Here is a 13,162-nt window from a genome sequence, read left to right on the forward strand (position 1 = left end):
TTTGGCCGGCGCAATGCCGGAAAATCCTCGCTTATCAACGCACTCACGGGGCAGAACATCGCCGTCACCTCTGACGTTCCGGGGACGACGACGGACCCCGTCCGCAAGGCCATGGAGCTCCTGCCGGTCGGGCCGATTGTGTTGATCGACACGGCGGGGCTGGACGACAGGGGAGAGCTGGGAAAGCTCCGCGTCGAGAAGACCTACGAGGTGCTGCGCAGATGCAACCTCGCAGTTGTCGTTGCCGATAGAGAGTCTGGCATATCGGAGCTTGAGACGGAATTTATCGAACAATTGAAGCGGAGGAAGATCCCGGCCGTCCTGGTCTTCAACAAATGCGACCAGGGCCTGCCCGACGCCGGCGTGCTCGGACAGTTGAGAGAGCTTGCCGGGATTCCCCTGGTCTGCGCAAGCGCCCGCAGCGGCTTCGGGCTGGAGGAGATAAAACAGCAGATCATCGCAAATTCCAATTTTGAGGATGTCGAGCCGGCGCTGATGGACGGACTGATCCGGGCGGGCGATATCGCTGTGCTAGTGACGCCCATCGACAAAGGGGCCCCCAAGGGCAGGCTGATCCTCCCGCAGCAGCAGGCCATCCGCGATATCATTGAAAGCGACGCCAGCGCCGTCATTACAAAGGAGCATGAGCTCAAGCTGACGCTGGAGCGCCTGAACACGCCACCCGCCATCGTGATCACCGACTCGCAGGCTTTTCTCAAAGTGTCCGCGGACACCCCTGCCGAGATTCCCATGACCTCGTTCTCCATTCTGTTCGCGCGGCAGAAGGGGGATCTGGCGGAAATGGTGCGGGGCGTCAAACGTATTGAAACGCTTTCGCCCGGCGACAGGATCCTGATCGTCGAGGGCTGCACCCATCACCGGCAGTCGGACGACATCGGCAAAGTAAAAATCCCGCGCTGGATCCGTCAAATCGTGGGCGGGGATATTGAATTTGAATGGGCCAGCGGAGCCTGTTATCCCAAGGATCTCTCCGGATATGCCATGATCGTGCATTGCGGCGGCTGCATGCTGAACCGCAGGGAGATGCAGTACCGTATGGAAAAAGCCCGGGAACAGTGCGTTTCTATCACCAATTACGGGATCCTGATCGCCTATGCCATGGGCATTCTTTCCAGGGCCTTACGCCCCTTCCCCGCCGCGCGACTGGCTTGGGAGGAAAGCTGATCGCTCCCGTTCCATGCCACAACGACTGTTTTCGGCTCAATCCCTTTTGCAAAGAGAGAATCAAGCAGTGCATGGACGCCCAGGCGTCTTTTCCACGTTCACCGTAATCATTAAAGTTTTCCCGCTTTGCTTTGACTTGATATTGCCGGGTGGGGGCGGTAATGGCGCGAGGTAATAAATGGGTTGGGGTTTAAAAGGCAATTAAGCTCATAGACTGGGGTGGTTTAGAATAAACTTCTAGACCACCATTTTTATTTTTAAGCAAAAGAAGCAATTTTGTAACCCTTTATGAATACTCTTTAACAAAAGTAATTATAGGATGTGATTCATATTCCCACGATAAACTCATTTATTAGGGCCTTACATGCATTGCCCGGAGTCGGTGCAGTTGATGTCTTTATTAATGAAGAATTATTGGACGAAAACCTGACCTACAAAAATGTAAGCCGATACTTGCCTATAGGACCGGGCAATAACAGAATTCAGGTCTTTCTGGAAGGTAATAGGACCAACCCCATCCTTGACACTGAAGTAAATCTTCCTCCCAGCGAAGCCATCACTCTGGCGTTGATAGGAGAAATATCAGATGTTGAAACTCTGCCGATATTACAGCCATTTGGTGATATCGCTCCCCAGGAAGTAAGGATCCGCTTTGCCAATCTGTCTCCGGATGCTCCCGAGTTGGATTTATTTTTGAACGACAACAGGGTGATCAGCGATGTAGCGTATAGACAGGTTACGGGATATTCCAGTGTATCCCCGGATACCTATAGCGTTCAGTTAAGGCCTACCAATAACAGTGATATAATTCTGGCAAGAAAAAACCTGTTATTTAGAGGCGGCAGCGGTTATATCGTCTATGCGGTTGGTCTGGTTGAAGGCGATCCGGCTGTGGAGATCATTTACTTTGAAGACGAACTTCCGGTTGTTGAAGAAGCAGAAGTTGTTGAGGAAGCAGAAGCCTCCAAAGTGGAAGAAGTTAGAAAGGCAGCACCGGGTAAAAGCAATGTCAAAATCATTTTTAAGTATGTTTAGGGAGTAAAGAGTGACGAAGCGATGCCTGTGTAGCGGGGACGGGATTGTTGACAATCTTTGAGATTATCAGCAATCCCGTCCCCGTGACGCAATGCTCAAAAAGAAGCAGCTGAAGCCTGAACTCCAACTGCCCGGGCAATTTTATTTGTTTTGCGTGCCGGCAGAGCCAAAAAGATCCTGACAGTGGCTTATACTGTCATCGAGGGCGTGGCAAACATGGTCTATCTCGCTCCTGGTCTGCCGGTTCATGCGGTCTCTGGGGAGCTTTTCAATCTCCTCTTTGGCATTGCGGATATGTGTTATCGCAGCGCTGATGATGACTCTATCCATCTGGCTTACCTCCTTTAACAATATACATAAGTTAGTTTTTCCACATCCATTGATTGTATGCCGGATCCGGGACATTGCCATAATATAGCATGATTGCCCGGGCGGTTCTGTTCAACGGCCGCTCCCCGCCGAACTTTAAGACGGAAAAACCTGCGAATAAGCGTTATCCGCAGGCTTCCTTCCGGTTAATAGGTTATTTAGCAGGATAGATTGTTTAGTTAATTGTAATGCCTTACAGGAAAAATGAACTAAAAATTCTATTGCCGTGATTTTAGGAGATCACGGATTTCTGACAACAAAATCACTTCATCGCTGGGGAGGGGTGCTTCTTCCGGAGCTGCCCCCTCCTTCTGCTTGCGTCTGTTGGCGGCTTTGACCACCAGGAAAATACTGAAGGCTATGATAAGGAAGTCCACGACGCTCTGAATAAAAGCCCCATACTTGACCGCTTCACTGCCTGCCTGCAGCTGCAGGCCGGAAAAATCTAAACCGCCCATCAACAAGCCTACCAGAGGCATAATGATGTCGTTAACCAGCGAGGTCACTATCTTCCCGAAAGCGCCGCCAATGATCACCGCTACGGCTAAGTCGAGCACATTGCCTTTCATGGCAAATTCTTTGAATTCCCGCCACATTACTGTCACCTTCCTTATCCAATTTTTTCTTAGTCTATTTAATCATAGCAGACAAACTAAATTAAAAGGGCTGGTTGCATTTTATTTTCCCCGGAAAACGCTTGAGCGAAAGCAGCGCAAGTTTGCTGATCTGATTTCAGGTTTATCACAAAAAACTTTAATGCCCGGCGCCAACAGCTGGCAGCTTCTCCAATTGACCTTAAACCTTATTGGTTCAACTGACGATAACTATTAGTAGCAATTCTGTGAGGATGGATATGGATGGCAAACATAGCCATTGTAAGCCCTTCTGCCTCCAGCCGGCAGTTGATGGCGGATGTACTGAGAACCAAAGGGCATCAGGTCAATTGCATGACTTCCTGGCAGGAGCTGGACTTCGCGCCCATGAAAATCGAAAATCAGGCCCTTTTCCTGCTTGACCATAGTCTGGGTGATGAACGGGTGATAAATATCATTGCGGATATCCGCCGGTTATCTACTCATTATCGCATCCCTATCATGGTCATTTCAGCATCCCCGCGCTCAGAAGATGTGCTCAGGCTGTTCAACCTGGGAATAGATGACTACTATTTGAAACCCCTTGATGCCGGGATTCTATATAGCCGGGTCAAGCGTTTATTAGACCTTTTACCCGTTCCGGCTGAACCACATTATCCAGACACCATAGAATTTGATTTAAACCAGCTTATCAATTTTGAGATCGCCCGGGCCAGCCGGGGCAATTACCCGTTTTCCATCATTCAGCTCTCCCTCGATGTCGATGAGGCCAAACGCAGACCGGAGCATGATGTGCAGGAATTGATGAATCTGTGCTACGATACCTTGCACCGGCAGCTGCGGGAAACCGATATACTCATAGGCGCCGAGAACCGTCTGGTGGTGTTGTGCCCGTTTTCCGACCAGACCGGAACCAGGGTGGTAATGCGCAAAATCATCGATCATCTCAGCCGGCAGGAAGCTGATTATCCTTTCAGCATCCTGGAGATGAGCTATGCCACTTACCCCTATGATGGCCGGGACAAAGGGGGGTTATTAACCTATGCCTCTGCCAATAAGGAACCGCTGAAAGAGTTTCCCAAAAGCACCGCCAATACACTGAGACATGGGGGATAAGAGTGGCCCCAAACAGGGTCATTGTTTTGAATTGGGTACATAAAGCTGCTGAAAGACAGGGCTTTACAGGGTAGAGTTCTTTGCTAATAAACAGTCGCGCCAACTATGCGGATTAGACCGAGGAGTATGTGGATTGATAGACATACCTGTTGCCAATCAGACAATCATATGGAAGCAGGCTGCATCTAGCGTACTCTTCTTCAGTAATCTTTTCATGATAGTTTGAAGGGATAGGGCGCACAAAAAAATGCGCCAAACCCTTCGGGTAGAGTATGATCTTGGGATGTCCGTAATATGCCAGCATCTGCACATTTCAACCCCGATATACCGGTCAGACCTTGGCCATGATTATGGCATGTACGCAGATGCCGGGCAAGATGAACACCGCTGCTACTTGGAAAGAAGGCACATTTAACGTATTTCCTTACCGATGATACTCTCATCGCGGGATATGGGAGAGCTGAGATCCCAGTGGCCTGCCAGAGTGTCTTCTTTCTGGCCCTCAATCAGAATCTGCACTTTTTCAATACCCGGCAGCTCCGTAAGACTGTTGACTATGGACATAATGGTCATGCTCTCGCCGGTACTGCCTCCCCAATGTTTGGTTTTCAACTCTTTAGAGAAATCAACTGTGGCCATCGCATCCTGAATGCTCACTGCAAGTAGCTTCGTTTCCGGGGGAATGGTTTTGACCAGACCGGCCCCCTTGGGTCCTGCTATAAGTTCATTGACCACCGCTTCAGCGACTGCCTGTAGTTCATCGGAGGCCACCTTTACGGTGCGTTTTTCCGCCGCCAGGAACTGAGCCTGTTGGTCTGAGAAATACAGAGTGATTTCTTTATCTATCTCAGCAGCCTGAGGGTCATTCTGGTTGGGCTGATTGTCTCCCGGGTTGTTGTTGGGGGAGCATCCTACCGCCAGCATCGCCGCAAGGGTCAGGATCAATACAACTAATATAGGCCTGATAGCTCTCATGTGTTTCACCTCAAATTTTTATATTTTCGTTTCCTTAATTATAAAAATTATAAAGCCTCATTCAACATCCATTATGCTATTTTATACATTTCTTTGGCGGTATAGCTTTCACCGGCTTCAAAAAATAATAATTCGCATTTTGCGTATAGCGCCATCTTCGGCCTGGGAATAATTATCCAACAAAAGCAAAACTGATTTTGTACGGAATCGAGGGGTTGGCATGAAAGATCTGGTCAAAGAATTGGTGCGGAGTCTGGTTACTCAACTGGAGGATATCGAAAAAGAGGTGGATTTCGATGCTCTGCGGATGCAGAGCAGTGTGGAAATCGGTGCGGAGGCCCGTTATCTGCAGCAGCAGATCAATGAACTCAAAGAACGCCTTTTGGAAGTTGACGGTCTGGCCTAAATCAAAGGTTGGGTGGGATCGCAAAAATCGTTGATATATCCGTGAGGTGTTTGGTTGACACTGTTAATAGGCTCTGATAATATCAAATTGTAAAAATACATAGCGAAACAACGCGAAAGTGTGCCTAGGGTTCCGCATGCAGGATGGACAGGTCCGAGTGGCACAGGTGCTGAGCACTACACCGTATAGGGATAAAAGCCCAGGCGGACAGGTTTCGGTTACGAAACGACCCGTCTGGGTAATCTATTTTTTATACCATTTGTTTGCAGAGAAGGAGGCCGGTTGATGCCTAAAGTAGGTATTATAATGGGAAGTGATTCCGATCTGGCAGTGATGAAAGACGCGGCTGATATTTTACGGGAGTTCGGGGTCGATTACGACATCACCATCTGCTCGGCGCACCGGCTGCCCGAGGAAACCGCGCGTTATGCGGCCACAGCTGTGGAAAGAGGCCTGGCGGTGATCATCGCCGGGGCTGGAGGCGCAGCTCATCTGCCCGGGGTGATAGCCGCTTCTACCCTGCTTCCGGTCATCGGGGTGCCCGTCCAAAGCGGCGCTCTGGCCGGAGTAGACGCCCTCTACGCCATTGTGCAGATGCCGCGGGGCATCCCGGTGGCGACGGTGGCCATCAACGGCAGTGCCAATGCAGCTCTTTTGGCGGTGCAGATGCTGGCCTTGAGCGATCCCGGACTGCGCCGGGCCTTGCAGGATTACCGCCTTAAAATGGCGGGGTCTGTACTGGACAAAGACAAGAAGCTGCAGCAATTGGGCATCAAGAGTTACCTTGAATCGTTAAGGAGATAGGATATGATTGAACGATATACTCTGCCCGAGATGGGCCGGATATGGTCGCAGGACAATAAACTGCAGAACTGGCTGAAGATCGAAATAGCCGCTTGTGAAGCCCAGGCCAGGCTGGGGAATATTCCTGCAGAAGCGGTTGAGATCATTAAAGAGCGCGCTGCTTTTAATGTCGAGCGCATTGAACAAATTGAAGCTGAAGTGCATCACGATGTCATCGCCTTCCTCACCAATGTGGCTGAATATGTTGGCGAACCCTCCAAATATATTCACCTGGGTATGACCTCCTCGGATATTCTGGATACCGGACTGGCTATGCAGATGCGCGACGCCGCCGACATCATCACGGACAAACTGCAGCGGCTGCGCCAGATTGTAGCCCAGCAGGCGGCGAAATATAAATATACTTTGAACATGGGGCGCAGTCACGGGGTGCATGGCGAGCCCAGCACTTTCGGACTCAAAATGGCCCTGTGGTACACCGACCTGGAACGGGATCTGATCAGGTGGTCTCAGGCCCGGGATCATATAGCCTATGGGGCTGTCTCCGGAGCTATGGGCAATTTCGCCCACCTCGACCCGCGGGTTGAGGAATCTGTCTGTCAGGATGTGGGCTTAAAGCCCTGCCCGGTATCCACACAAGTGATTCAACGCGATCGTCACGCCCAGTTCCTGACCACGATTGCCGTGATCGGGGCTTCTCTGGAAAAGATCGCCACTGAGATCAGAAATCTGCAGCGCACCGAGATTTTAGAAGTGGAAGAACCGTTCCGCAAAGGGCAAAAAGGGTCTTCGGCTATGCCCCATAAGCGCAACCCCATGATGAGCGAGCGGGTAGCCGGTCTTTCCCGGGTCTTACGCGGCAATGCGGTAGCAGCCCTGGAGAATGTGGCCCTGTGGCATGAGCGCGACCTGACCCATTCTTCGGTGGAGAGGGTGATCATACCTGACAGCTGCATCATCCTGGATTACATGCTGGAAAAACTGACCGGGGTGATCCAAGGCCTGGTGGTATATGAGGATAATATGACCCGCAACATCAACCTGACCGGGGGGCTGATATTCTCCCAGGAGCTGATGCTGCACCTGATAGATAAAGGAATGCTGCGGGAAACCGCTTACCGCCTGGTACAGGACAATGCCATGAAAAGCTGGTCGGAGCGGTGCAGTTTTAAGCAGCTGGTCTCAGACGACCCGGAGATCATGAAGGTCTTAAGCCCTGAGGACGTCGAAGCGGTTTTCGACATGTCGATTTACTACAAAAACGTGGATTACATATTCCAACGATGCGGGCTCGAATAGATGAGAGGGGAAGAAAGTATGAACAGCGGAGAGCTAATCTACGAAGGCAAAGGCAAGCGGATATTCAGCACGGAGCGCGATGATGAAGTCATCATGTCCTACAAAGACGAAGCCACTGCATTTGACGGCGCCAAAAAAGGTATTATTAAAGACAAGGGAGTCATCAACAACCGCATATCCGCTTTGATCTATACTTTTCTAGCCCGGCACGGCATTCCCACTCACCTGGTCAAAACCCTGGATGAGCGCAATGTAGTGGTCAAGAGGCTGGAGATGATACCTGTGGAAGTGGTGGTCCGCAACCTCATCGCCGGGGGACTGGCCAAAAGGCTGGGCCGGGAAGAGGGAGAAGCGCTGTCCTCGCCGGTGGTGGAGTTGTATTACAAGAGCGACGCCCTGCACGATCCGATGATAAGCGAATCCCTGGCTGTGGCCATGGGTTGGGCCAGCGAGGAGCAACTGCAGGATATGAAGGCGCAGGCTCTCAGAATAAACCAGGTTTTGCAGAGCTTCTTTGACGGCATCGGTATCATTCTGGTAGATTTCAAGCTGGAATTCGGCCTCTATCAAGGCCGGCTTATCCTGGGAGATGAAATCACCCCGGACGGTTGCCGCTTATGGGATAAAATCAGTCTTGAAAAGATGGACAAAGACCGTTTCCGGAGGGATCTGGGCGGTGAAGAGGAAGCCTATCAGGAAGTGGTAAGGCGCATTGAAGCAGCCCTGCCAGGCTAGAGCCTTGAGCAGGATCTGTGCAATAAAATGATGACAAGGCGACCGGCCGTAGGCCAGGACAGGAGGTAGAAGGTGTTTAAGGCCAATATTTATGTAACGTTGAAACCCGGGGTACTGGATCCTCAGGGCGAGGCGGTAAAGAACTCCCTGCATGTTTTAGACTATCCTTATGTTGATGAAGTGCGCATCGGCAAGTATATACAAGTATGGCTGCAAGGTGAAGACCGGGAAAAAGCCCGGCGCGAATTGGAGGAGATGAGCGACAAACTCTTGGCCAATCCGGTTATCGAAGACTATCGGGTGGAAATAGCGGAGGTCGATGAACCATGAAATTCGGTATTATCGTTTTTCCGGGTTCGAACTGCGATGCGGACTGCTTCCACGTTATAGAGCAGGTGATGGGGCAAGAGGCCCGGTATATATGGCATAAAGAACCCGATGTAACCGCTTGTGACGCCCTCATTCTTCCCGGGGGTTTTTCTTATGGAGACTACCTGCGCACCGGCGCAATCGCGCGTTTTTCGCCGGTCATGTCCCGGGTAGTGGATTTCGCCGCTCAAGGCGGTCTGGTATTGGGCATATGCAACGGGTTCCAAATCCTGCTGGAAGCGGGCCTCCTGCCGGGAGCCATGCTGCGCAACCGCACCCTGCGGTTTATCTGCAAGCCGGTACACCTTAAGGTCAAGAATACCGAAATACCTTTCACCCGCACCCTGCAGGAGCATCAAGTCCTGCGGGTGCCCATCGCTCATGGCGAGGGCAATTACTATTGTGATGATAAAACGCTGAAGGAATTGGAAAATAACAGACAGATTGTTTTCACCTACTGCACCCCGGAGGGCATAGAAAACGATGCTGCAAACCCCAACGGCTCCCTGGCCAATATCGCCGGGATCACCAATAAAGCCGGCAATGTACTGGGAATGATGCCTCATCCCGAACGCTGCTCGGAGAGTGTTATGGGAGGCGTTGACGGATATCCGATTTTCGCTGCCATGATCAGCTGGCTTCAGGAGGTGGGCAGATAATGAAAGAACTATCTTACCGGGAAATGGGCTTGACTGATGAAGAATACCGGCAGGCTGCGGAACTCCTGGGACGCACCCCCAATTACCTGGAATTGGGCATGTTTGCGGTAATGTGGTCGGAGCACTGCGGCTATAAAAACTCCCGCCCGCTCTTGAAACAGTTCCCTACACAGGGGCCGCAGGTGATACAGGGCCCGGGGGAGAATGCCGGCGTGGTCGATATCGGTGACAACCAGGCCCTGGTCTTCAAAATCGAGAGCCACAACCATCCCTCGGCGATTGAGCCTTACCAGGGCGCCGCCACCGGCGTGGGCGGAATTGTGAGAGACATATTCACCATGGGAGCCAGGCCTATCGCGATGCTGAATTCCCTGCGCTTTGGCCCTCTGGATGAAACCCGGGTGAAGGCCCTGTTTTCAGGGGTTGTCAAAGGCATCGGCGATTACGGCAACTGTCTGGGAATCCCAACGGTCGGAGGGGAAGTATATTTTAACGCCTCTTATCGCGGCAACCCCCTGGTCAATGCCATGTGCGTCGGCCTGGTGAGACAGGATGAGATCGCACTGGCGGTAGCCAATGAGGTGGGGAGCCCCATTATGCTGGTAGGAGCCAGAACCGGCCGTGATGGGATTCATGGCGCCACCTTCGCATCCGAGGAATTATCGGAGAGTTCCGCAGAAAAGCGCCCCTCTGTGCAGGTGGGCGACCCCTTTATGGAGAAGCTGCTCATTGAGGCCTGCCTGGAATTGATCAAAGAAGACCTGGTAGCCGGTATGCAGGATTTAGGCGCGGCCGGCCTGACCAGTTCCATAGCTGAAACCGCAAGCAAAAAAGGCCTGGGCGTGGCGGTGGATGTGCTCAAAGTGCCGCGCCGCGAACCGGGTATGACCCCCTATGAGGTTATGCTGTCAGAATCCCAGGAACGAATGCTGATCGTGCCGCGGAAGGGCAAACATAACCGTATTACGGAGATTTTTGAAAAGTGGGGCCTGGATGCGGTCGTCATCGGTGAGGTAACCGGCGACGGCTTGTTCAAGGTGTATGAAGGCCAGGAATTGAGGGGCTCGGTTCCAGTAGCAGCCCTGACCGAATCCTGCCCGGTATACACCCGCGAGGGCCAGGAACCCGTTTATTATAAAGAGAAGCAGGCCTTTAGCTGGGCTGAATTGCCTGATGAATGCGATTCCCAGACAATTCTGGCCCTCCTGGCTTCACCCAGCATTGCCAGCAAGAAGTGGGTCTACAGCCAGTATGACCATCAGGTGATGCTGAATACGGTGGTATTGCCAGGACAAGGCGATGCAGCGGTTTTGAGAATCAAGGGCCATGACAAAGGTATCGGCCTGGTTACGGACTGCAACGGCAGGATGGTCTATCTCGACCCGTTCCGCGGGGGCGTTATGGCGGTCTGCGAGGCGGCCCGCAATTTGGCCTGTGTCGGCGCCAGACCGCTGGCCCTGACCAATTGCCTCAATTTCGGAAGCCCCGAGAATCCAAACATTTACTGGCAGATGCAGCAGGCCATTCAAGGGATGAGCTTGGCCGCCAGAACCTTGAACACCCCGGTGGTGAGCGGCAATGTGAGTCTATACAATGAGACTGAAGCCGGGGCTATTTTCCCCACCCCGGTGGTGGGCATGGTAGGTTTAATAGAGAACCTGGAAAACCGGATGGATATGGCCTTCAAGAACAGCGGCGAGATTATTGTGATCTTGGGGGGCCTGCGCACCGAACTGGGCGGATCCGAGTACCTCGCCTTGATACATGACGAGGAAAGCGGGGAGGTTCCGGCGCCGCACCTGGAAAAGGAAAAGGTCTTGATCGATCTGCTTTTAGAACTTTCCGCCCGGAAACTTCTGTCCTCCTGTCATGATGTGGCTGACGGCGGTCTGGCCGTTACTCTGGCTGAGATGGCCATTGCGGGCTCCATGGGCTTCGCAGTAAGTCCGCCTATTAACGGACAGCGTGCGGATGAAGTCATGTTTTCAGAAGCCCCGGGGCGGATCGTGGCCAGCCTGCCGGAGAGCAGCCTGGCGGAAGTGGAGGCATTGGCCCGCAGTTTCGGTATTGAACTGCACCGCCTGGGAACAACCGGAGGAGGGCTCTTGCAGTATAAGCTGGAAGGGAAAGCCGATATTTCTGTTGCCTTGGAACAAGCTGCCCATAGTTGGGGGGAAGCTATAGCATGCCACATGAGTTAAACGATCACTTTAAAGATGAATGCGGTGTATTCGGGATCTATATGAACAAGCCTGAAAACGATACCGATGCGGCCCGCACCGCTTTTTACGGCTTATATTCCCTGCAGCACCGCGGCCAGGAGAGCGCCGGCATAGCGGTGTCTGACGGCAGTGAGATCCATTTGCAAAAAGGCATGGGACTGGTGCCGGATGTGATCAAGGCGGAGCACATAGCGTCCTTGACGGGCCACATAGCGGTCGGCCATGTGCGCTATTCCACCAGCGGAGCCAGCAGCATAGTGAATGCCCAGCCTATGGTTTTCCATTATCTGCAGGGCATGGTAGGCTTGACTTACAACGGCAATCTGGTAAACGCAGCCGTTCTGCGCCGGCAGCTGGCGACTTATGGCTCGGTTTTTCAGACTACCACCGATACCGAGGTTATAGCCAACCTCCTGGCGCGTTACTCCCATGACCGCATGGAGCAGGCTTTATCCAAGTGCATGATCGATCTCAAGGGAGGCTATGCCCTGGTAATCGCCACTGACGACCGCCTGGTGGGAGCCCGGGATCCTATGGGAATCAGGCCGCTATGCCTGGGAGAACTCAATGGCAATTATATTCTGGCTTCTGAATCGGTGGCTTTCGATACCATAGGGGCTAAACTGATACGCGACGTTAAGCCCGGAGAAATAGTGGCGATAGATCATAGCGGCCTGCACTCCATTCAGTATATGCCTTCACCGCGCAAGGCCATATGCATATTCGAATATATTTACTTTGCCCGCCCGGACAGCACTATTGACAGTATTAATGTTTATCAGGCGCGCCGGGCTATGGGGCGCCAGCTGGCCCGAGAAAGCAATGTGGAAGCCGACATGGTGATATCGGTTCCTGATTCCGGGACGTCAGCGGCCCTGGGTTATGCCGAAGAATCAGGGCTGCCCTTCCATGAAGGGCTTATAAAAAACCGCTATGTGGGGCGCACTTTTATACAGCCCACTCAGAATATGAGGGAGAACAGCGTGCGCATGAAATTAAATGCGGTGGAAGAGGTGGTCAAGGGCAAACGGGTGATCATGGTCGATGATTCCATCGTGCGGGGCACCACCAGCAAGCAGATCGTGCAGATGCTTCGCGATGCCGGAGCAGCAGAAGTTCACATGGCAGTGGCCTCACCGCCTACCCGGTATTCGTGTTTTTATGGAATAGACACTTCCCGGAGGGAAGAATTGATTGCCAGCACCATGGCAGTGCCCCAAATCGAAGCCTTTATCGGGGCTGACAGCCTGCATTACCTGAGCATGGAAGGGATGTTCAATGCCCTGGAGGGCGGTTCGGCCAGCTTCTGCGCGGCCTGTTTTAGCGGTGCTTACCCGGTGCCCGTAAATGGGTACCATCCTGACTCTAGTTGCGGATAGATTTTTTATTGAGATG

14 protein-coding genes are annotated in these 13,162 nt (G+C 52.4%); 11 read left to right on the forward strand and 3 right to left on the reverse strand.

The window, feature by feature from the left end; genetic code table 11:
• Both hydF and B2633_RS11275 read left to right on the forward strand, forming a co-directional pair.
• A partial coding sequence (gene hydF / locus B2633_RS11270) for a [FeFe] hydrogenase H-cluster maturation GTPase HydF (protein ID WP_483170761.1) occupies positions 1-1,185 on the forward strand: 1,185 nt, incomplete at its 5' end.
• 321 nt (positions 1,186-1,506) lie between these two features.
• Positions 1,507-2,220 (forward strand): DUF4397 domain-containing protein, encoded by a 714-nt coding sequence (locus tag B2633_RS11275; RefSeq protein WP_483170763.1) that lies wholly within the window; start codon positions 1,507-1,509, stop codon positions 2,218-2,220.
• Between the two features lie 141 nt (positions 2,221-2,361).
• On the opposite strand, the gene B2633_RS11280 is transcribed toward B2633_RS11275, so the two are convergent.
• A complete protein-coding gene (locus B2633_RS11280) occupies positions 2,362-2,550 on the reverse strand; it encodes a hypothetical protein (protein ID WP_481037766.1) in 189 nt (62 codons plus the stop codon).
• 257 nt (positions 2,551-2,807) lie between these two features.
• On the reverse strand, positions 2,808-3,185 hold the full coding sequence (gene mscL / locus B2633_RS11285; RefSeq protein ID WP_483170764.1) for a large conductance mechanosensitive channel protein MscL: 378 nt from the start codon (positions 3,183-3,185) through the stop codon (positions 2,808-2,810).
• Positions 3,186-3,446: 261 nt separating this feature from the next.
• On the opposite strand from mscL, the gene B2633_RS11290 reads away from it, so the two are divergent.
• Positions 3,447-4,298, forward strand: coding sequence for a response regulator (locus B2633_RS11290; protein WP_483170765.1), 852 nt, complete (start codon positions 3,447-3,449; stop codon positions 4,296-4,298).
• A gap of 411 nt (positions 4,299-4,709) precedes the next feature.
• Here the strand turns inward: B2633_RS11290 and B2633_RS11295 are convergent, their stop codons facing one another.
• Complete coding sequence (locus B2633_RS11295; RefSeq protein WP_483170767.1) at positions 4,710-5,273, reverse strand: GerMN domain-containing protein; 564 nt, start codon at positions 5,271-5,273, stop codon at positions 4,710-4,712.
• A gap of 220 nt (positions 5,274-5,493) precedes the next feature.
• On the opposite strand from B2633_RS11295, the gene B2633_RS11300 reads away from it, so the two are divergent.
• From B2633_RS11300 to purF, 8 genes are all read left to right on the forward strand, one after another.
• Complete coding sequence (locus tag B2633_RS11300; RefSeq protein ID WP_483170769.1) at positions 5,494-5,679, forward strand: hypothetical protein; 186 nt, start codon at positions 5,494-5,496, stop codon at positions 5,677-5,679.
• Positions 5,680-5,964: 285 nt separating this feature from the next.
• Positions 5,965-6,483, forward strand: a complete 519-nt coding sequence (gene purE / locus B2633_RS11305) for a 5-(carboxyamino)imidazole ribonucleotide mutase (protein WP_481037771.1) — start codon at positions 5,965-5,967, stop codon at positions 6,481-6,483.
• A 3-nt stretch (positions 6,484-6,486) separates the two neighbouring features.
• Positions 6,487-7,782, forward strand: coding sequence for an adenylosuccinate lyase (gene purB / locus B2633_RS11310; protein WP_483170770.1), 1,296 nt, complete (start codon positions 6,487-6,489; stop codon positions 7,780-7,782).
• Positions 7,783-7,800: 18 nt separating this feature from the next.
• Positions 7,801-8,517 carry a phosphoribosylaminoimidazolesuccinocarboxamide synthase gene (gene purC, locus B2633_RS11315; RefSeq protein ID WP_481043097.1) on the forward strand — a complete coding sequence of 239 codons (717 nt, stop codon included), beginning with the start codon at positions 7,801-7,803 and terminating at the stop codon, positions 8,515-8,517.
• Positions 8,518-8,589: 72 nt separating this feature from the next.
• Complete coding sequence (gene purS, locus B2633_RS11320) at positions 8,590-8,847, forward strand: phosphoribosylformylglycinamidine synthase subunit PurS (RefSeq protein WP_481037773.1); 258 nt, start codon at positions 8,590-8,592, stop codon at positions 8,845-8,847.
• Positions 8,844-9,545, forward strand: coding sequence for a phosphoribosylformylglycinamidine synthase subunit PurQ (gene purQ, locus B2633_RS11325; protein ID WP_483170772.1), 702 nt, complete (start codon positions 8,844-8,846; stop codon positions 9,543-9,545). The genes purS and purQ overlap by 4 nt, the downstream gene beginning before the upstream one ends.
• Positions 9,545-11,746 carry a phosphoribosylformylglycinamidine synthase subunit PurL gene (purL, locus tag B2633_RS11330; protein ID WP_483170773.1) on the forward strand — a complete coding sequence of 734 codons (2,202 nt, stop codon included), beginning with the start codon at positions 9,545-9,547 and terminating at the stop codon, positions 11,744-11,746. The genes purQ and purL overlap by 1 nt, the downstream gene beginning before the upstream one ends.
• On the forward strand, positions 11,731-13,146 hold the full coding sequence (gene purF / locus B2633_RS11335; protein WP_481037776.1) for an amidophosphoribosyltransferase: 1,416 nt from the start codon (positions 11,731-11,733) through the stop codon (positions 13,144-13,146). Before purL ends, purF begins: the two co-directional genes overlap by 16 nt.
• Positions 13,147-13,162: the final 16 nt, after the last annotated feature.

It is taken from the genome of Syntrophomonas sp. UBA1041, from assembly GCF_002316705.1.
GTDB lineage: Bacteria > Bacillota > Syntrophomonadia > Syntrophomonadales > Syntrophomonadaceae > DTU019.

What these genes read in the sequence shown, in the direction of transcription:
- B2633_RS11300 (WP_483170769.1), top strand. Translation starts at nt 5,494, where the DNA reads ATGAAAGATCTGGTCAAAGAATTGGTGCGGAGTCTGGTTACTCAACTG.
- purB (WP_483170770.1), top strand. Translation starts at nt 6,487, where the DNA reads ATGATTGAACGATATACTCTGCCCGAGATGGGCCGGATATGGTCGCAG.
- purF (WP_481037776.1), top strand. Translation starts at nt 11,731, where the DNA reads ATGCCACATGAGTTAAACGATCACTTTAAAGATGAATGCGGTGTATTC.
- mscL (WP_483170764.1), bottom strand. Translation starts at nt 3,185, where the DNA reads ATGTGGCGGGAATTCAAAGAATTTGCCATGAAAGGCAATGTGCTCGAC.
- purQ (WP_483170772.1), top strand. Translation starts at nt 8,844, where the DNA reads ATGAAATTCGGTATTATCGTTTTTCCGGGTTCGAACTGCGATGCGGAC.
- purE (WP_481037771.1), top strand. Translation starts at nt 5,965, where the DNA reads ATGCCTAAAGTAGGTATTATAATGGGAAGTGATTCCGATCTGGCAGTG.
- purL (WP_483170773.1), top strand. Translation starts at nt 9,545, where the DNA reads ATGAAAGAACTATCTTACCGGGAAATGGGCTTGACTGATGAAGAATAC.
- B2633_RS11280 (WP_481037766.1), bottom strand. Translation starts at nt 2,550, where the DNA reads ATGGATAGAGTCATCATCAGCGCTGCGATAACACATATCCGCAATGCC.
- B2633_RS11295 (WP_483170767.1), bottom strand. Translation starts at nt 5,273, where the DNA reads ATGAGAGCTATCAGGCCTATATTAGTTGTATTGATCCTGACCCTTGCG.
- B2633_RS11290 (WP_483170765.1), top strand. Translation starts at nt 3,447, where the DNA reads ATGGCAAACATAGCCATTGTAAGCCCTTCTGCCTCCAGCCGGCAGTTG.
- purC (WP_481043097.1), top strand. Translation starts at nt 7,801, where the DNA reads ATGAACAGCGGAGAGCTAATCTACGAAGGCAAAGGCAAGCGGATATTC.